Genomic DNA, 19,037 nt, shown 5'->3' on the forward strand with positions numbered 1-19,037 from the left:
GCCGTGGATGTCAGCTCGCCGAGCCTGCCGGGCCCAGCGTCTGCACGGCCGCCTGCACGCGGCTGCGCATCTCGCCCGTCAGGCCCGGGTCGGCCATGATCGCGTCGAAGTCGGCGCGGGCCGCATCGGTCTCGCCCGCGTTCAGCGCCAGCGCCGCGCGCAGCTCCAGCGCCAGCAGCCGATAAGGCGCACCTTCGGCCACCAGCGGGGCGAGGTCTGCGATCATCTCGGCGGGCGGCGCGCTGACCGCGCGCAGCCGGATCGCCTCGAGCCGCGCGAGATCGGCATAGGCCGCGCCCGCCTGGGCATCCGCCGCGACTGCCTCGTAGGCCGCAATCGCAGCCTCGGTCTCGCCCTTTCCGGCATGGGCGAGCGCGAGCCGCATGCCCGCGAGCGCGGCCGCGGGGCCCTCCTGCGCGGCCATCAGGGCCTCCTGCGCGGCGGGGTCGGCGGCATCGGTGGCCAGGAAGGCCTCGCCCCGCTCGGCCCGCGCGGCAAGCTCGCGGTGCTGCATCCACGACCAGAGCGCGGTCGCGCCCACGATCACCGCGATCGCGCCGATCACCAGTGCGCCGTACTTCTTCCACAACCGGAACATCCGGTCCTGCCGGACTTCCTCGCTCACTTCGCGGATGAAGCTGTCGGTCTCGCTCACACTGCCCTCGTGCCGGTTGCGCCCGCGGTTCGGGCCGCGCGCACATTATCGCCGCCGCCGCGCCAGTCAAAGGCGGAAGTGCCCGCCTCGTGTCCCGGCCCGCGCCTCATTTCGCCGCGCGCGGCGCGCGTTCGAAGAAACCGGGCGGATTGATCCAGTCGCAATAGGTCCCGGGCGCGGCATAGAAGCCCTCGAAATGCTCCTCGGGCCGCACCGCCTCGCGCGCCGCGTCGGTCAGGGCGATCAGCGTCGCGATGTCCTCGGTCCCCGCCGTGGCCAGCATGCCGGGAGCGTGCAGCGCGAATGGCCCGAAGAAGGCCAGCCGCCGGGCGATCGCGGGCGGCGCTGCGAGATCGGCGGGGGAAAGCCCGGTCGAGACCCCGCGCCCTTCGTCCCAGGCCGTGACGCGGGCCGCGCCCAGCCGCGCGAACGCCTCCCCCAGCGGGCGCTCGAGGATCGGGGGCACCACGTCCTCGCCGGGCGGCGCCAGCCGGTTCTCGGCCAGCGTGCGTGCGATGCGGTCGGCAAGGCGCAGGTCGGCGTCGCGCCGCTCGGCCATCAGGATAGTGCACCACAGCGCGAGCGCGAACACCGGGAAGGGCGGCGCGCCGACGGCGCGGCGCATCTCCTCCCACCGCACCGGGCGGGCGGCCTTCATCGCGTCGAGATCGTCGTCGCCCCGCGCGTTGAGCGCCACCGGGTGGAACGGGTGGAGCGCGACGAATACATGGGCGTACTCGTCCGCCCACCAGTCGTGCATCGCCACCTCGAGCGGGGGATAGGCGATGGCGCGCGGCGGCTTGGCGGCCGGGGCGCTCACTTCTTCTTGTAGGTGTGCTCGTCGCCGGGGAAGCTGCGCGCCTGCACCTCGGCCGCGTAGGTCCCGACGGCGTGGCGCATCATCTCCTCCATCGTGCCGTAGCGCTTGACGAAGGTCGGCACCGTGGGGAACAGGCCCACCATGTCCTCGAACACCAGGATCTGCCCGTCGCAATTGGCCGAGGCGCCGATGCCGATGGTGGGGATCGAGATCTCGCGGGTGATGCGGTCCGCCAGCGGTGCCGCCACCCCCTCGACCACCACCGAGAAGGCGCCCGCCTGCTCCACGGCCTTGGCATCGGCCACCACGGCGTCGAACTGCGCCTCGTCGCGCACCGCGCGGAAGCCGCCCGCGGTGTTCATCGCCTGCGGCATCAGCCCGATATGCGCCATCACCGGGATGCCGCGCCGGGCCAGGTACTGGATGGTCGGCGCCATGTCGCGCCCGCCCTCGAGCTTGATCGCGTGGCAGCCGGTCTCCTTCACCACGCGGCTGGCGTTGCGGAAGGCGACCTCGGGACTCTCCTCGAAGCTGCCGAAGGGCATGTCCACGACGACCAGCGCCTTCTCCGCCCCGCGCACCACCGCCTGCCCGTGCATGATCATGTGCTCGAGCGTGACGCCCAGCGTGTTCGGCATGCCGTGGATCACCATGCCCAGGCTGTCGCCCACCAGCAGCAGGTCGCAGACCTCGTCGCAGATGCGCGCCACATGCGCGGTGTAGGAGGTCAGGCACACCAGCGGCGCGCCCCCCTTGCGCGCCATGAAGGCGGGCACCGTCATGCGCCTGCGCCCGCCCGGCTTCTGGTCGGGGTCGCTGATCGCGGACTTCTTGGAAATCGTGCTGCGGGTGGACATCGCGCTCCTCCGTCGCGGGCGTGGCGGCGCAGACCATAGCCCGCCCTGCCATCGCGGTGAAGGGGGCGCGCCGGGCGGCGGTGATGTGCCAATTGAAACTGACGCAGGGGCACCCTTTCCCGTCGAAGGCATCGGGATTATCTTTTGCGGTGCAACGGAATTCCGGTCGGGCGGCGTTTGACCCGCCAGGACTTCGCACCGGCGATGGGAGAAGGATGCGCGTCGCGCCGCTGATCATGGCCCTCGGGCTCGCCGCCGGCCTTGCCTGGTGGTTCTCGCTGCACGACGCGGTGGACCCGCATGTCGACCTGTCGGCGCGCGCGCTCGACGGGGCCGAGGCGACCGGCAGCGCGCCGGCCGCCGCGGCCGAGCCGGTCCCGGTGATGGTCATCGAGATCGCGGCCCAGCCCACGACCGACCGGCTGACCCTGCGCGGCCGGACCGAGGCCAACCGCAACGTCGTCGTGCGCGCCGAGACCCCCGGCAGGGTGATCTCCGAGCCCCTGCGCGCCGGGGCGCGGATCGAGGAAGGCACGCTGCTCTGCCGGCTCGAGCCCGGCGCGCGCCCCGCCCAGCTTGCCGAGGCCGAGGCCGCGCGAGCCGAGGCCCGCGTCGAGGCCGAAGCCGCGACGCAACTGTCCGAGAAGGGCTTCACCTCCGAGACCACCCGCATCGCCCGGATGGCCGCGCTGCAGCGCGCCGAGGCCGCGCTCGACCTGATCCGGCTCGACCTCGCGCGGCTCGAGATCCGCGCCCCCTTCGCCGGCATCCTCGAAAGCGACACTGCCGAGCATGGCAGTCGCCTCGGAATCGGCGACCCCTGCGCCACGGTGATCGACCTCTCGGCGGTCAAGGTCACCGGCTATGTCTCCGAGCAGGACGTCGAGCGGCTGTCGGCCGGGCAGGCCGTGGCTGTGCGGCTCATCTCGGGCGCGCAGCATTCGGGCGTGATCGACTTCATCGGCTCGATGGCCGACGAGAGCACCCGGACCTACCGCGTCGAGGCGCGCATCGTGAACGCCGGGGGCGAGATCCGTGACGGCATGACGGCCGAGATCGGGGTCGAGCTGCCCGCCGAGCGCGCCCACCGCATCCCGCAGACGGCGCTGACGCTGGACGACGAGGGCCGCCTCGGCGTGCGCCTCGCCGAAGGCGACGCCGCCCGCTTCGTCCCAGTGCGCCTGCTGCGCGAGGACGCCGCCGGCGTCTGGGTCGCCGGCCTGCCTGACGTCGCGCGCGTCATCGTCGTGGGCCAGGAATTCGTGCGCGACGGGCGGCCCATCGTGCCGAGCCTCGTGGGCTGGGAAGACCTCGGATGACCCGGGTGGTCGACTGGCTGGCGGCGCGGGCGCGCATGACGCTGGTGTTCATCGCGGTGTCGATCGGCGCCGGGCTGCTCGCCTATACCGGCCTGCCGAAGGAGGGCGCGCCGGACATCGACATTCCGGTGCTCTATGTCTCGGTCCCCCTGCCCGGCGTCTCGGCCGCCGATTCCGAGCGCCTGCTGGTCAAGCCGCTGGAACAGGAGCTGCGCGGCCTCGAGGGGCTCAAGCAGATGACCGGCATCGCCAGCCAGGGCCATGGCGGGCTGCTGCTGGAATTCGAGTTCGGCTGGGACAAGGCCGCGACGCTCGCGGACGTGCGCGACCGCGTGGACCGCGCGCAGGCCGAGTTCCCCGCCGACGCCGAGGTCGCGGTCATCAACGAGGTCAATCTCAGCCAGTTCCCGATCCTCGTGATCTCGCTGTCGGGCGAAGTGCCCGAGCGGACGCTGCTGCGCCTCGGCAAGGACCTCCAGCGCGCGGTCGAGGCGGTGCCCGCCGTGCTCGAGGCCGAGCTCACGGGCCACCGCGACGAGATGATCGAGGTGCTGATCGACCCGCTCAAGATGGAGAGCTACGGCGTCACGGCGGCCGACCTGCTCAGCGTCGTCGATCGCAACAACCGCCTCGTGGCGGCGGGCGAGATCAGCAGCGGCACCGCCGAGTTCGCCGTCACCCTGCCCGGCGCCTTCGAGCGCCCCGCCGATGTCGGCAACCTGCCGGTGAAGGTCAACGGCGACCGCGTCGTGCGCCTCTACGACATCGGCGAGGTGCGCCGCACCTTCGAGGACGCCGAAGGGCGTGCCCGCTACAACGGCCAGCCGGCGATCTCGCTGCAGGTCTCGAAGCGCGTGGGCGAGAACATCATCGCGACCGTCGACACCGTGCGCGCCGTGATCGCCCGCGAGATGGCCGCGTGGCCGCCGGCGTTGCAATCTGCCGTGCAGGTCGATTTCTCGATGGACGAGAGCACCCGCGTCCTCGACATGGTTGGACAGCTCGAAAGTTCGGTGCTGACGGCCGTGCTTCTGGTGATGATGGTGGTGCTCGCCACGCTCGGCTTCCGCTCGGCGCTGCTGGTCGGTATCGCCATCCCCTGCTCGTTCCTGCTCACCTTCGCGCTGATGGCGGTGCTGGGCATGAGCGTGAACAACATGACCATGTTCGGCCTGATCCTGGCCGTGGGCATGCTGGTGGACGGCGCCATCGTGGTGGTGGAATACGCCGACAAGCGCATCTCGGACGGCGTGGGCCCGATGACCGCCTATACCGAGGCCGCGCGCCGCATGTTCTGGCCGATCACCGCCTCGACCGCCACCACGCTCTGCGCCTTCCTGCCGATGCTGTTCTGGCCCGGGATGCCGGGCGAGTTCATGGGGCAGTTGCCGGTCACGCTGATCTTCGTGCTCAGCGCCTCGCTGATCGTGGCGCTGTTCTACCTGCCGGTGATGGGTGGGGTGGCGGGGCGCATCTCGCGGCTTGCCGGGCGGATGGTGCCGCGTCGCGCGGCGCCCCCGCCCGCCCCGCCGCCGCCCTACCGCCGCACGTTGTTCGGGCGGCTGATGACGCCGATCGTGCTCAACCCGGTCGGGCCCTGGCTTGCGCTGGGGGCCGCCGCCGCCGCCATTGCCGGCATCTTCATGTGGTATGGCGCCGCCGGCAACGGGACCGAGTTCTTCGTGAAAACCGACCCCGAGCGCGCCATCGTCTATGTCCGCGCCCGCGGCAACCTGGGCGTCGAGACCCGCGACCGGCTGGTGCGCGCGGTCGAGGAGCGCGTGGCCGGCGTGCCGGGCGTGGCGTCGGTGTTCGCCTTCTCAGGCGCGGGCGGGCTCGCGGCGAAATCCGGCTCCGAGGGGCCGCCCGACGCCATCGGCCAGGTCCAGCTCGAGCTCGCGCCCTGGGCCGAGCGCGGCCCCGGCGAGCCGATCATCGAGGAGATCAAGCGCCGAATCGCCAACATCCCCGGCGTGATCGCCGAGCTGAGCGAGCAGAAGGACGGCCCCCAGCAGGGCAAGCCGATCCAGCTCGAGCTGCGCTCGAACGACTGGGCGGCGCTGCACCGCGCCGCCGAGGTGGCACGCGTCAGGTTCGACGCGACACCGGGCCTGATCAACATCGACGACACCCGCCCCCTTCCGGGCATCGAGTGGGAGGTCAGCGTCGACCGCGCCACCGCCGGGCGCTTCGGCGCCGACGTGGCCACGGTGGGCCCGATCGTGCAGCTCGTGACCCGCGGCGCCACGCTCGACACCTTCCGCCCCGACGACTCGGAGGACGAACTCGACATCCGGGTCCGCTTCCCCGCGGCGGACCGCAGCCTCGGCACGCTCGACACGGTCAAGGTGCCGACTGCGCAGGGCCTCGTGCCGGTGTCGAACTTCACGACGCGCGAGGCGGTTCCACGCCTTGGCGAGATCCAGCGCCGCGACGGCGAGCGCTTCTTCATGGTCCGCGCCGGCGTCGATGCCGACACCTCCGACATCGCGCGGATCGAGGAGCTGGAGCGCTGGATCGCCGAGGAGAACCCCTTCCCCGCCGCCGTCGCCGCCCGCTTCACCGGCGACCGCGAGGAGCAGCAGGAGAGCATGGTCTTCCTCGGCATGGCCTTCGCGGGCGCGCTGGGCCTGATGTTCGTGATCCTGCTCGCGCAGTTCAACTCGCTCTACAACGCCGTGCTGGTGCTGTCGGCGGTGGTGATGTCGGTGGCGGGCGTGCTGGTCGGCATGATCGTGATGGGGCAGACCTTCTCGATCATCATGACCGGCACGGGGATCGTCGCGCTCGCGGGCATCGTGGTGAACAACAACATCATCCTGATCGACACCTACCAGGAGTTCTGCCGCCGCATGCCGCCGCTCGAAGCCATCGTGCGCACCGCCGAGGCGCGCATCCGCCCGGTGCTGCTGACCACGGTCACCACCATGGCGGGGCTGGCGCCGATGATGTTCGCGGTCTCGCTCGACTTCGCGGGCGGGCGGATGGTGCAGGGCGCGCCGACCGCGATCTGGTGGGTGCAGCTTGCCACGGCGGTGGTGTGGGGCCTGGGCTTCGCGACGGTGCTGACGCTGGTGGTCACGCCAGCGGCGCTGGCCGCGCGGGTCTGGGTGACGCATGGCGCGGGCGTCGGGCTGCGACTCGGCTGGCACCTCGCGCTTGCCGCGATCCGGCCGTCGCACCGCGACCACCCCTATCTCGCCGACTGGCGCCTGCGCGCGGCGCTGGCCCGCAACGAGGGGGCCGAGATCATCTGGGACGAGCCGCCCACCCCGCCCAGCCGCCGCCTGATCCGCGCGGCCGAATAGCCGGGCCAACATCCGCCGCCCCGGCCATCCTGCGCCGCCCCGGGGCGATCCGCGCTGCTCCGGGTGATCCGCGCTGCTCCGGGCAATCCGCGCTGCTCCCCGCAAATCCGCGCTGCCCCGGGGTCTCGCAAAGACATCGCTCTCCCGAGACATCGGCGCGCCAGCCCCGGCCCCAGCATCGTGAAAGGCGCACCGGAAACCGTCACGCCACCCGCGCCCCGCTCACACCGTCTCGGCCTCGGCCTCGGCCTCCTGGCGCGCCCACATCTCGGCATAGCGTCCGCCCATCGCCACCAGGTCCTCGTGCCGCCCGCGCTCGACCACGCGGCCGGCGTCCAGCACCACGATCTCGTCGGCATCGACCACGGTCGAGAGCCGATGGGCGATCATCAGCACCGTGCGCCCCTGCCCCAGCCGCCGCAGCTCGGCCTGGATCTCGCGCTCGGTGCCGGTGTCCAGGGCCGAGGTCGCCTCGTCGAGGATCAGGATCGGCGGGTCCTTCAGGATCGTGCGCGCGATCGCCACGCGCTGCTTCTCGCCGCCCGAGAGCTTGAGCCCCCGCTCGCCCACCATGGTGTCGTAGCCGTCCGGCAGGCCGGCGATGAAGTCGTGGATCCGCGCGGCCCGCGCCGCGCGCTCGACATCCGCCCGGCTCGCCCCCTCGGCGCCATAGGCGATGTTGTAACCGATGGTGTCGTTGAACAGCACCGTGTCCTGCGGCACCACGCCGATCGCCGCCCGGATGGAGGCCTGCTGCACCTCGCGCAGGTCCTGCCCGTCGATCTCGATCGCGCCGCCCGTGACGTCGTAGAAGCGGAACAACAGCCGCGCGATGGTGGACTTGCCAGCCCCCGAGGGCCCCACCACCGCCAGCGTCTGTCCGCCCGGCACGTCGAAGTCGATGCCCCGCAGGATGGGCCGCTCGGGCCCATAGCCGAACTCGACCGCGCGAAAGCGCACGCGGCCCTCGCCGACCCGCAGCGGCCGGGCGCCGGGGCGGTCCACCACCTCGGGGGCGGTGTCGGTCAGGGCATACATCTCGCGCATGTCGATCATCGACTGCCGGATCTCGCGATAGACCGTGCCGAGGAAGTTCAGCGGCACCGTGATCTGGATGAGGAAGGCGTTGACCATGACGAAGCTGCCCACGGTCTGCGTGCCCGCCTGCACCTCGAGCGCCGACATCGCCATCACCGCCGCCAGCCCCGCCGCGATGATGGCCGCCTGCCCGGCGTTGAGGATGCCGAGCGAGGTGGCCGTCTTGATCGCCGCCTCCTGGTAGGACGCCATCGCCCGATCGTATCGCGCGCTCTCGCGCCCCTCGGCGTTGAAGTACTTCACCGTCTCGTAGTTCAGGAGGCTGTCCACGGCCTTCTGGTGCGCGTCTTGGTCGTCCTTGTTCATCTGCACCCGGATCTTCAGCCGCCACTCGGTGACGCGGAAGGTGAAGACCACATAGGCCGCGATGGTCGCCAGCAGCACGGCGAAGTAGGAAAAGCCGAACTCGGCCCAGAAGATGATGCAGACGACGATCAGCTCCAGCGCCAGCGGCACAACGTTGAACACGAGGAACCGCAGCAGGAAGTCGATCGCCTTGATGCCGCGGTCCACCACCCGGCTCAGCTCGCCCGTGCGCCGCGCGAGGTGATAGCCGAGGCTGAGGCGGTGGACATGCCGGAAGGTCCGGTTCGCCAGCCCCCGCAGCGCGTGCTGGCTGACGCGCGCGAACACCATGTCGCGCACCTGCTGCAGGACCGTGCCCGAGAGGCGCACGACACCATAGGCCAGCACCAGCACGACGGGCGCCGCCACCGCCTGCGCCGCCGTGCCCGGCCCCAGCGCATCGACCGCGGCGCGGTAGAAGAAGGGCGTCACGATGGTCGCGCCCTTCGCCGCGACCAGCAGCAGCAACGCCACGACGACGCGCAGTCGAAGGTCGGGCCGGCCGGTAGGCCAAAGGTCCGGCAGCACGCGCGACAATGTCCGGATATCCGGTGAGCCCTCGGTCAGGCTGCGCCGTCTCGATCCACGCATCAGGCTCTCCGTCAGGCGGCGGGCACGCCGGCATGAGGCGCGCGCCTCTCGCATCTATTCACCCGCCCACGGATTCCAACCGGCGGCACGAGGTCGCGGAAGGTCTGGCAGCCCGCCGTCACTCGGTGGCGACGAGCTCGGGAATCGCGAAGACCTGGCCGGGATAGATCAGGTCGGGGTCGCGGATCAGGCCGGAATTGGCGCCGAAGATGACCGAGTAGCGAATACCGGCGCCGTAATGCTGCTCGGCGATGCGCCAAAGGTTGTCGCCCCGCTGCACCACGATCCGCCGCTGGCGTGAGGCCACCGTCCCCGCCCCGTCGTCATAGGCGAAAGGCATCTCGAGCCGGCTCGTGACCTCGCCGCTGGCCGAGACCTCGTCGAAGCGCAGCAGCACCGCCGTCTCGGCAGTGGCGCGCGGCAGGGTCACCTGCCAGTCGCCCGAGGCCGAAACCGGGCTGTCCGCCACGAACTCGGCATTGGCATAGGCGCGCACCGCGTGGCCCGGGCGCGCGCGCCCCGCGGCCACCGCGTCGCCGCCCGGCGCATAGGTGATGCGGTCGAGCACCACGCGCGCGACCTCGGTCGCCGCGGGCTGCAGCAGCGCGACCTGCTCGGCCTCCGGCGCGACGATCAGCGGGGCCTCGGCGGTGGTCTCGGACGGCAGGATGACGACGGGCGCGCTGAGCCCGGCCTGCGCGGGTTCGGTCTCCGTCGCGGCGGCGCCTGCCTCGGCTGCCGCAGCCGCGCTCTCAGCGGTCGCGGCCGGCGCGTCGGCAGCAGCCTCGGGGGCCGCGGTGACCAGTTCGACCGCCTCCTCCGCCACCGCCGCAGCAGTGGCCTCGCCCGCGTGACGCAGCTGCAATGCCCGCGCCAGGTCGCTGCGGCCGAGGCTCGCGAGCACGACAAAGCTGCCATCGCCCCCGGCGATGGCGCTCGCGATCACCACGCCGTCGATCAGCAGTTCGACCTCGGCGCCCGGCTGCGCGGTTCCGGCGATCACGGCCTCGCCCTCGGGGTCGACGCGCACCAGATCGAAGGCCGGCGCCTCCGGCGAGGCCGCGGCATCGGCGGCCGCGGTCTCGGTCGCGGCCGCGTCGCCGGTCTGCCCGGCCACATCGCCCGCGACATCGGGCGTCGCAGTAGCATCGCCCGCGGCATCGGGCGTCGCGGTTGCATCGACCGTCGTCCCGGCGGCACCGGTGGTCGCGCCCGCAGGCGACGCGGCGGGTGGGGTCGCCACGGTCTCACCGCCCGCGGCGGGGGTCGCTGAGGCGTCCGTCGCGGCGCCGGGCGTGGCGGCCGTCTCTCCCGGCGCCTGTGGCGCGCTGGCGACGCTCGTGGCGCCATCGCCGGCAGTCGCGGGCGGCGCGGCAGGCTGCTGCGCCAGGCCCGGCGCCACCTCGGACGCGGGCTCGAAGCCCAGCTTCAAGCGCCAGTCGGGCAACGCGAACACCAGCCCGACCGCGACCAGGCCGATGCCAAGAGCCGCGACCAGCCAGCCTTTGAGAGACCCCTTCATCCCGAATGCCTCATCCTGCGGCCCTGCCGCAACACCCCCGTCCCCATGACTATTGCATGAACGCCACGCCATGTGGATAGTCAAGCCACGTTCACGAACAAGAGGGCAGGATGACCGGGCAGGCGGCGACGATTTGCATTTATTGTGGCTCACGCGCCGGGCGCAGGGCGGGTCATGTAAACGTTGCGCGCGCCACCGGCCGGGCGCTTGGGCGCGCGGGCTTCGCGGTGGTCTACGGCGCCGGCGACCTTGGCCTGATGGGTGAGACCGCGCGCGCCGCCCGCGCCGCCGGAGCCCGCGTGACCGGGTTCATCCCGCGCCACCTGTTCGAGCTCGAGGTCTGCAAGAGCGACATCGACGCCCTCATCGTCACCGAGACGATGCACGAGCGCAAGAAGCTGATGTTCGGCAATTCCGATGCCGTGCTCGCGCTGCCCGGCGGCCCCGGCACGCTGGACGAACTGATCGAGGTGCTGACATGGCGCCACCTGGGCCTGCACGACAAGCCCGTGGTGCTGCTGAACCCCGAGGACTACTGGGGGCCGTTGCTCGCCCTGTTCGATCACATGATCGACGAGGGGTTCGTCGGCGCGCCCTTCCGCGACTACTTCACCGTGGTCGAGACCGTGGACGAGGCCATCGCCGCCTTGCGCGAGGCGCTGTCGCCGATCCGCAGCATGGTCGAGTAACGCCGAGCCGGCCGCTCCGCGCGCGTCCGCCGGGCCGGCTGAATGGCCCGGGGCGCGCGCCTCCGCAGGCGCGCGCCCCGATGCCGATCTTTCGTCGTCCCTCCAGCGAGGGAAGCGCTGCGCCGTCAGCCGCCGGCCTTCGCCAGCCGCTCGGCCACGTTCTCCCAGTTCACCAGGTTGTCGAGGAAGTTCGAGAGATACGCCGGGCGCTTGTTGCGGTAGTCGATGTAGTAGCTGTGCTCCCACACGTCGCAGCCCAGCAGCGCGGCCTGCCCGAAGCAGAGCGGGTTCACGCCATTCTCGGTCTTGGTGACCTTCAGCGAGCCGTCGGCCTCGCGGACCAGCCAGCACCAGCCCGAGCCGAACTGGCCCGCGCCCGCCGCGGCGAAATCGTCCTTGAACTTCTGGACCGAGCCGAAGGCATCCGCGATCCGCTTCTCGAGCGCGCCGGGGATGCCGGTGCGGGTCGGGCCCATCATCTCCCAGAACTGGTTGTGGTTCCAGTGCTGCGAGGCGTTGTTGAAGATGCCCGACTGCGCGACGGCACCTTTCTGATAGGTGCCCTTGACGATGTCCTCGAGCGACTTGCCTTCCCACTCGGTGCCGGCGATCAGCTTGTTGCCGTTGTCGACATAGGCCTTGTGGTGCAGGTCGTGGTGATACTCCAGCGTCTCCTTCGACATCCCGAAGGGCGCGAGTGCGTCATGGGCATAGGGAAGGTCGGGCAGGGTGAAAGCCATGGGGGTCCCCTCTCTGTCGGGTCTCGGAAATCCTTGGGGGCGTTCGCGCCCCTCGCGGCGGAATATATGCCCTTGCCGCGCGGATGAAAGGGAATTCGGCGCAACCCGCATGCCCTTCCGCCGGTCTTCAATTGCGTTGAAGACGTCGGCGCATCGGGTCCACATGGACGCCGCGCGCCCGCTCAGCCGATGGGAAGGAGCATCGCCGCGATCCGCCTGTCCTCGGCCAGCAAGACGTTGTAGGTGCGGCAGGCCGAGGGGGTCGACATGACCTCGACACCGATCCCCGCCGCCTCGAAGGCCTCGCGCAGCGCGCGCGGCAGGGGCGCGATCTCGGGGCCCTGCCCCACCAGCACCATGTCGATCCCGGCGGCTGCCGCCAGAAGCGACGCGATCGCGGCCTCGGACAGCGCGCCTCCGGGCATCGGCAGCAGGCCGCCCGGCAGCAGGATCAGCGCGCCCTCATGCCAGACCCCGCCGACGCGGAAACCGCCGGGCCCGTAGGTGTCGATCGGGCGCTGCCCGGCGAAGGTGATCTCGTTCATGCGCATGGGCCGAGTGATGCGGCCTCGCACCGCCGAGGTCAAGGCCCGGGCCAGCCATCGCGGCACCGGGCCGTGGCCGGGCCCTCAGCCCTCGGCGCTGCCGAACTGCACGCCCGCCTTCTGCGGGTCCTCCTCGGTCCAGTCGCGCTTGACCTTGAAGAGCATCAGCAGCGCCCCCGCCACGAAGATCGACGAATAGGTGCCGACCACGATCCCCCAGATCATCGCGAAGGTGAAGCCCTGGATCACCTGCGGCCCCAGCAGGAACATCGCGATCAGCGCGACCAGCGTGGTGAGCGAGGTCATCAATGTGCGCGAAAGCGTCTCGTTGACCGAGAGGTCGAGCAGCTCCGCGATCTCCATCTTCTTGTATTTTCGCAGGTTCTCGCGCACGCGGTCATAGACCACCACGGTGTCGTTGAGCGAATATCCGACGATGGCCAGCAAGGCCGCGATGATCGAGAGGTTGAACTCGATCCCCACGAGCGCAAAGACGCCGATCGTCAGCGCCACGTCATGGACCAGCGCGACGACTGCGCCGAGGCCGAACTGCCACTCGAAGCGCAACCAGATGTAGATCAGCACCGCCGCGACCGCGAGCCCTACCGCCGAGATACCGGCCCACAGCAGCTCGCCCGAGACCTTCGGGCCCACCACCTCGACGCGCCGGATCTCGCCGCCCTCGAAGGCCGCTGTCAGGGTCTTGCCAACCGCGTCGGCGGCCGCCATGCGCTCGTCGCCATCGGTGCCCTGCGCCTCGACCCGGACGAGCACGTCGCGCTCCGAGCCGAAGCTCTGGACCTGCACGTCGCCGAGCCCCAGGCTCGAGACCTCGGACCGGATGGCGCCGAGGTCGGCCTCCTGCGCCGTGCGGAACTCGATCATCGTGCCGCCACGGAAGTCGATGCCGTAGTTGAGCCCCATGACTCCCAGCAGCACGATCGAGGCCACGACGCCCGCGATCGACACGCCGAAGCACGCCTTGCGGATTTTCATGAAGGCCAGATGCGTCTCGTCCGGCACCAGCCGGAAGCGCTCGACCGTCAGGGTCTTGGGTCGCGCGCGGTCCAGCCAGATCGAAATCATCAGCCGCGTAAGCAGAACGGCGGTGAAGACCGAGGTCACGATGCCGATGCCCAAGGTCACTGCGAAGCCCTTCACCGGCCCCGAGCCGATCGAGAACAGAATTATCGCCGCGATGAGCGTGGTGATGTTGGCGTCGATGATGGCCGAGAACGCCTCGGAATACCCCTTCTCGATGGCCCGGCTCACGCCCTTCGAGCGGCGCAGCTCCTCGCGGATTCGCTCGAAGATCAGCACGTTCGCGTCCACCGCCATGCCGATGGTGAGCACGATGCCCGCGATGCCGGGCAGCGTCAGCGTCGCCCCGATGGCCGACAGCACGCCCATGATGAGCGCCACGTTGACCACCAGCGCGATGCAGGCAAAGACGCCGAACAGCCGGTAGACAACCAGCATGAAGCCGATCACCGAGGCGAAGGCCAGCGCAGTGGCGATCTCGCCCTTGGCGATCGAATCGGCGCCGAGATCCGGTCCGACCGTGCGCTGCTCGAGCACCTTGATCGAGGCCGGCAGCGCGCCCGCGCGCAGCAGGATCGACAGCTCGGTCGCGCTCTCGACGGTGAAATTGCCCTCGATGAAGCCCGACCCGCCCAGGATCGGCGACTGGATGCGCGGGGCGGTGATCACCTCGTCATCGAGCACTATGGCGAAGAGCTGGCCGACATTCGCGGCCGTGTAGTTCCCGAAGATGCGCGCGCCGCCCGAATCGAAGCGGAAATTGACAACCGGCAGGCCGGTGTCGGGGTGGAAGCCAAGCTGGCTGTCGACGAGCTGGTCGCCGGTCAGGATGGCGCGGCGCTCCAGCAGGAGCGGCTCGCCGGTGTCCGCATCCTGCAGCACGATCTCGCCCGGCCCCGGCGTCTTCTGCGCCTCGGCGCCGACACCCTTCACCTGGTGGAAGGTCAGCTTCGCGGTGCGCCCGATCAGGCCCAGAAGCTCTTCGGCCGAGCCGATGCCCGGCACCTGGATCAGGATGCGGTCCTCACCCTGGCGCTGGATGGTGGGCTCGCGCGTGCCGCTCTCGTCGATGCGGCGGCGCACGATCTCCAGCGACTGCGCCATCGTGCGCTCGTTCATCGCCGCGATCGCGGCCTCGGTCAGCCCGATGCGCAGCGTCTGGTCGCCGGTCTCGGTCACTTCGAGGTCCGAGCCCGCCGCCATCCCCGGCAAGCCGGTGCCCAGGAAGCCCGTCACCGGCTGTGCCAGGGCCCGAAGCGCCTCGGTGGCGCGGGCCATGTCCTCGGCATTGGTGATGCGGACCGTGACATGGTCCTCGGCCGCCCTCAGCCCGGTGAAGCGGCGGACTTCCGCATCGACCAGCGCCGTGCGCACGTCGGCGCGCAGGCTCTCCATCCGCTCGGCCTCGACCTCGGCGACCTGCACCTCGACCAGCAGATGCGCGCCGCCGCGCAGGTCCAGCCCCAGGTTGACCGAATCCTTCGGCAGCCAGTCCGGCAGGGTCGCGCGCGTCTGCTCGGTCAGCAGGTTCGGCGCGGCGAACAGGATACCGAGCGCGCAAAGCCCGATGATCGCGATCTTTTTCCAGAACGGGAAGTAGAGCATTTGGCGCGGCCTTCCGGGGGCTTCGGGCTCGGGGGGCCGGACCGCGACCGGCCCCGCCTCCCGCAGGGCTCAGGCGTCGTTCGCGGGCTCGGTCTTCGACAGGACCTGCGCGATGGTCGACTTGACGACGCGGATCTTGACGCCCTCGGCAATCTCGACCTCGGCCTCGTCGTCCTCGCGCACGCGGGTGACCTTGCCGAGGATCCCGCCTGCCAGCATCACCTGGTCGCCCCGGCGCAGGGCCTCGACCATCGAGCGGTGCTCCTTGGCGCGCTTCTGCTGCGGGCGGATCAGCAGGAAGTAGAAGATCACGAAGATCAGCACGAGCGGCAGCAGCGAGGTGATGAAGCTCGCTTCTCCGCCGGCTCCGGCGGCCTGGGCGTAGGCGGGGGTCGCGAACATGCGGGCTCCTTTCGTGACAACTGGTTCTGGCGTGCCACGATGGTCGCGGCCGCAGGCAGGGGCGATATATACGCCGCCCCCCCGGCTTGCAAGCAAGCCACGGCGCGCCGGGCGCGGCGGTGCTGCAGCTTCGGCTCTGCGCCAAGGGCTTTCGCAGGCGCAGCATCTTTTCGCACTTGCAATATTTTTTGGCTTGAGGAATATTGTTGCGCAGGGGCGGCCGAGGTTGACACAAATCAATGTAAGCCGGCTCTGGCACGGTCATCGTGCTCAAGGACAACGAAAAAACGATTGCCTGGGAGAGAACGCATGCTCGATGTCATGTATTATGGCGCAGCCGCGCTGGGCATCACGCTGTATGCAGCGGTGATGGCGATCGCCTTCGTCTGACGCCGGGCCAACCGGCCCCGACGGGATCCGACTGCCGGCGCGGCGCCTTCAAGCGATCCGCGCCGGGCTTGTCACCCGCCCCGCGGGTCCCGCCGGACCCCTCGCCACGTGCTGGAAAACCTCTGCCGGATCGGCTATGCCGCGCGCGTCCGATCCCGAAGGAGCAGCCCCATGCACGACATCCGCGCCATTCGCGACAACCCGGCCGCCTTCGACGCCGCGCTCGCCCGCCGCGGGATGTCGCCCGTCTCGCCACAGATCCTCGCCATCGACGAGGCACGCCGCGCGAAGATCACCGCCGCCGAGGCCGCGCTGGCCGCGCGAAATACGGCCTCCCGGGACGTGGGCAAGGCCAGGGCCGGCGGCGACGAGGCGGAGTTCGAGCGCCTGCGCGCCCTGATGGCCGATAAGAAGGACGAGATCGCCCGCCTCGAGGCCGAAGCGAAGGCCGAGGACGACCGGCTGAACGGCCTGCTGATGACCCTCCCCAACCTGCCGCTCGACAGCGTGCCCGACGGCCCCGACGAGACCGCCAATGTCGAGCTGCGCCGCTGGGGCACCCCCCGCGCCTTCGACTTCGCACCGCGCGAGCATTACGAGCTGGGCGAGGCGATGGGGCTGATGGATTTCGAGCTTGCCGCCAAACTCTCGGGCGCCCGCTTCGTCACGCTCAAGGGCGCGCTGATCCGGCTGCACCGCGCGCTCGCGCAGTTCATGCTCGACACCCATGTCGACGAGAACGGGCTGACCGAGGTCTGGACCCCCGTGCTGGTCAAGGACGAGGCGATGATCGGCACCGGCCAGTTGCCGAAATTCGCCGAGGACAGCTACCAGACCACCAATGGCTGGTGGCTGATCCCGACCGCCGAGGTGACGCTGACCAACATCGCGGCGGGCGAGATCCTCGACGCGGCCGCCCTGCCCCTGCGCTTTACCGCCTGGACCCAGTGCTTCCGCTCCGAGGCCGGCAGCGCCGGCAAGGACACCCGCGGCATGCTGCGCCAGCACCAGTTCGAGAAGGTCGAGATGGTCTCGATCACCACGCCCGAGGACGCGCTCTCCGAGCACGAGCGCATGACCCGCTGCGCCGAGGGAATTCTCGAACGCCTCGGCCTGCCCTACCGCACCGTGGTGCTCTGCACCGGCGACATGGGCTTCGGCGCCCGGCGCACGCATGACATCGAGGTCTGGCTGCCGGGACAGAACACCTACCGCGAGATCAGCTCCTGCTCGGTCTGCGGCGACTTCCAGGCCCGGCGCATGAACGCCCGCTTCCGCCGCGAAGGCGAAAAGCGCCCCGACTTCGTGCACACCCTGAACGGCTCGGGCCTCGCGGTGGGGCGCACGCTGATCGCGGTCATGGAGAACGGCCAGCAGGCGGATGGCTCGATCGTGATCCCCGAGGTGTTGCGCCCCTACATGAAAGGCGCAAGCCGGATCGCGGCGGACGGCATGCTGAGCTGAAGGGGCAGGCTCCGCACCATCACGCAGCGTCGTCGGCGGTGCGCAATTGCTGACCCGTTACATTACGCGGTGAAATGACTGCTCATGCGTCGAGCGGGTCACGCCTGATACGACCCATCATGGTGGCATCGCAAAATCCTCCGTCCACCACGACGAAGTCCCGCATGACACCCTCTCTGACGAAGCCGTGACGCTCATAGAGCGCCACGGCCTTCGGGTTCCCCTCCCAGCAGAAGAGGCCGACACGACGCAACCGCAGCCAATTGTCGGCAACTTCAAGCATCGCGGCCATCAAGGCGTCACCCACACCACGCCCGCGAAATCTCTGATGAGTCGTGATCATGTTGATCTCGCCGGCATGCCGGTGGCGAGCCCAGTCGGGAAACGTCTGCAGTTCGGCATAGCCCGCGACCTCATCCTCGATCACCGCCACGAGCTTGAGCATCGCGGGATCATATCCGATCCGCTTCGACAGCTCCTCGGACGCCTGAAACGGGAGGCGCGTGGTACCGCGCACGACATGAGGCGACTGGAAGATCTCGCGGATGACCTCGGCATCGCGGGCCTCGACATGGCGCACCGAAACTTCACTCATGCCTCGCCCTCCAAAAGCGACCATGCCGCCCTCGCCCAGCATGCACGACGGCTCTCCAGGTCGCGGCTCTGTTGCAGGGTCGTGCAATGACGCTCTGGCGATGGCCGCGAGGTTGTTGAGTGTCACGCAGCGCGCGCACGAGTTCAACCCGTGGTGCCCTCGCCCCCTCAAATCCGCCATGGACGCCGCCCCGCCCCGCCCCTAAAACCCCGGCAGGTGCGGCGGAAGGCGGGGAAGCGGGCATGCGGATTCTCATCACCAACGACGACGGCATCAACGCGCCGGGCCTCGCGCTGGCCGAGGCCATCGCCGCCGAGGTGGCCGGCCCCTCCGGCGAGATCTGGGTCGTCGCGCCTGACAACGAGAGATCTGGGGCGAGCCACGCGATCTCCTACACCTCGCCCACGCGGATGACCCGGCTCGGGCCGCGGCGCTTTTCGGTCGATGGCTACCCGGCCGACTGCGCGCTGGTCGGCCTGCACGGCGTGATGAAGGAGGCGCCGCCCGACCTTGTGATCTCGGGCGTCAACCGCGGCCACAACGTCGCCGAGGACCTCGTCTATTCCGGCACGGTGGGCGCGGCGATGGAGGCGGCGCTGGCCGGCCGGCCCGCCATCGCCATGAGCCAGTTCTTCCGCAACTGGGAGGGCGCGCCCGATGACATCTGGGATCCTGCCCGCACCCATGGGGCCGAAGCGGTCCGCCGCGTGCTGGCCATGCCGCAGCGCCGCGGCGTGTTCTACAACGTGAACTTCCCCGCCGTGCGGCCCGAGGCGGTCAGGGGCCTCACCGTCTGCCCGCACGGGATCCGGACCGAGGCGACCTTCAACGTCGTCCCCTACACGGCACCGAACGGGCGCGAGTTCCAGTTCCTGCGCCACACCACCGCGAACGCTTCGGCGCCCGAGGGGACCGACGCGCGGCTCTGCCTCGAGGGCTGGATCACGGTGACGCCCATCCTGCCGCAGATGACCGCGCACGACCTGATCGAGGAAGCCCGCGCCACGCTGGCCGCTGACAGGCGCCCCGCTTCGGTCTAGGCTCGGGCCAC

The 19,037-nt window shown here is 70.4% G+C and carries 15 protein-coding genes; 5 read left to right on the forward strand and 10 right to left on the reverse strand.

Annotated features, from left to right (window positions below):
• Positions 1-10: 10 nt before the first annotated feature.
• From M1105_RS00425 to panB, 3 genes are all read right to left on the reverse strand, one after another.
• Positions 11-655, reverse strand: a complete 645-nt coding sequence (locus M1105_RS00425; protein WP_249578371.1) for a tetratricopeptide repeat protein — start codon at positions 653-655, stop codon at positions 11-13.
• Positions 656-761: 106 nt separating this feature from the next.
• Positions 762-1,475, reverse strand: a complete 714-nt coding sequence (locus tag M1105_RS00430; RefSeq protein WP_249578372.1) for a hypothetical protein — start codon at positions 1,473-1,475, stop codon at positions 762-764.
• The gene (gene panB, locus M1105_RS00435; protein WP_249578373.1) at positions 1,472-2,332 is read right to left on the reverse strand and encodes a 3-methyl-2-oxobutanoate hydroxymethyltransferase; all 861 of its coding nucleotides are present in this window, start codon (positions 2,330-2,332) and stop codon (positions 1,472-1,474) included. Before panB ends, M1105_RS00430 begins: the two co-directional genes overlap by 4 nt.
• A 215-nt stretch (positions 2,333-2,547) precedes the next feature.
• On the opposite strand from panB, the gene M1105_RS00440 reads away from it, so the two are divergent.
• Complete coding sequence (locus M1105_RS00440; protein WP_249578374.1) at positions 2,548-3,651, forward strand: efflux RND transporter periplasmic adaptor subunit; 1,104 nt, start codon at positions 2,548-2,550, stop codon at positions 3,649-3,651.
• Complete coding sequence (locus M1105_RS00445; RefSeq protein ID WP_249578375.1) at positions 3,648-6,959, forward strand: efflux RND transporter permease subunit; 3,312 nt, start codon at positions 3,648-3,650, stop codon at positions 6,957-6,959. The genes M1105_RS00440 and M1105_RS00445 overlap by 4 nt, the downstream gene beginning before the upstream one ends.
• Positions 6,960-7,181: 222 nt before the next feature.
• On the opposite strand, the gene M1105_RS00450 is transcribed toward M1105_RS00445, so the two are convergent.
• Both M1105_RS00450 and M1105_RS00455 read right to left on the reverse strand, forming a co-directional pair.
• The gene (locus tag M1105_RS00450) at positions 7,182-8,993 is read right to left on the reverse strand and encodes an ABCB family ABC transporter ATP-binding protein/permease (RefSeq protein WP_249578376.1); all 1,812 of its coding nucleotides are present in this window, start codon (positions 8,991-8,993) and stop codon (positions 7,182-7,184) included.
• Positions 8,994-9,111: 118 nt separating this feature from the next.
• On the reverse strand, positions 9,112-10,515 hold the full coding sequence (locus M1105_RS00455; protein WP_249578377.1) for a LysM peptidoglycan-binding domain-containing protein: 1,404 nt from the start codon (positions 10,513-10,515) through the stop codon (positions 9,112-9,114).
• Positions 10,516-10,625: 110 nt separating this feature from the next.
• On the opposite strand from M1105_RS00455, the gene M1105_RS00460 reads away from it, so the two are divergent.
• A complete protein-coding gene (locus tag M1105_RS00460) occupies positions 10,626-11,204 on the forward strand; it encodes an LOG family protein (RefSeq protein ID WP_249578378.1) in 579 nt (192 codons plus the stop codon).
• Between the two features lie 125 nt (positions 11,205-11,329).
• On the opposite strand, the gene M1105_RS00465 is transcribed toward M1105_RS00460, so the two are convergent.
• The 4 genes from M1105_RS00465 to yajC form a co-directional block, all read right to left on the reverse strand.
• On the reverse strand, positions 11,330-11,944 hold the full coding sequence (locus tag M1105_RS00465) for a superoxide dismutase (RefSeq protein ID WP_249578379.1): 615 nt from the start codon (positions 11,942-11,944) through the stop codon (positions 11,330-11,332).
• A 182-nt stretch (positions 11,945-12,126) separates the two neighbouring features.
• Positions 12,127-12,489 carry an Mth938-like domain-containing protein gene (locus M1105_RS00470; RefSeq protein WP_319936749.1) on the reverse strand — a complete coding sequence of 121 codons (363 nt, stop codon included), beginning with the start codon at positions 12,487-12,489 and terminating at the stop codon, positions 12,127-12,129.
• An 84-nt stretch (positions 12,490-12,573) separates the two neighbouring features.
• Entirely contained in the window at positions 12,574-15,135 is a 2,562-nt protein-coding gene (gene secD / locus M1105_RS00475) for a protein translocase subunit SecD (RefSeq protein ID WP_249578381.1), read from the reverse strand.
• Positions 15,136-15,204: 69 nt separating this feature from the next.
• Positions 15,205-15,537: a preprotein translocase subunit YajC gene (yajC, locus tag M1105_RS00480; protein ID WP_249578382.1), complete on the reverse strand. Its 333-nt coding sequence runs from the start codon at positions 15,535-15,537 to the stop codon at positions 15,205-15,207.
• A gap of 561 nt (positions 15,538-16,098) precedes the next feature.
• Between yajC and serS the strand changes: the two genes are divergently transcribed.
• The gene (serS, locus tag M1105_RS00485) at positions 16,099-17,391 is read left to right on the forward strand and encodes a serine--tRNA ligase (protein ID WP_249578383.1); all 1,293 of its coding nucleotides are present in this window, start codon (positions 16,099-16,101) and stop codon (positions 17,389-17,391) included.
• Between the two features lie 82 nt (positions 17,392-17,473).
• Here the strand turns inward: serS and M1105_RS00490 are convergent, their stop codons facing one another.
• Positions 17,474-18,028, reverse strand: a complete 555-nt coding sequence (locus M1105_RS00490; RefSeq protein ID WP_249578384.1) for a GNAT family N-acetyltransferase — start codon at positions 18,026-18,028, stop codon at positions 17,474-17,476.
• 200 nt (positions 18,029-18,228) lie between these two features.
• On the opposite strand from M1105_RS00490, the gene surE reads away from it, so the two are divergent.
• Positions 18,229-19,026 (forward strand): 5'/3'-nucleotidase SurE, encoded by a 798-nt coding sequence (gene surE, locus M1105_RS00495; RefSeq protein ID WP_249578385.1) that lies wholly within the window; start codon positions 18,229-18,231, stop codon positions 19,024-19,026.
• Positions 19,027-19,037: the final 11 nt, after the last annotated feature.

Origin of the sequence: Thermohalobaculum sediminis, from assembly GCF_023487995.1 — a bacterium.
GTDB lineage: Bacteria > Pseudomonadota > Alphaproteobacteria > Rhodobacterales > Rhodobacteraceae > Thermohalobaculum > Thermohalobaculum sediminis.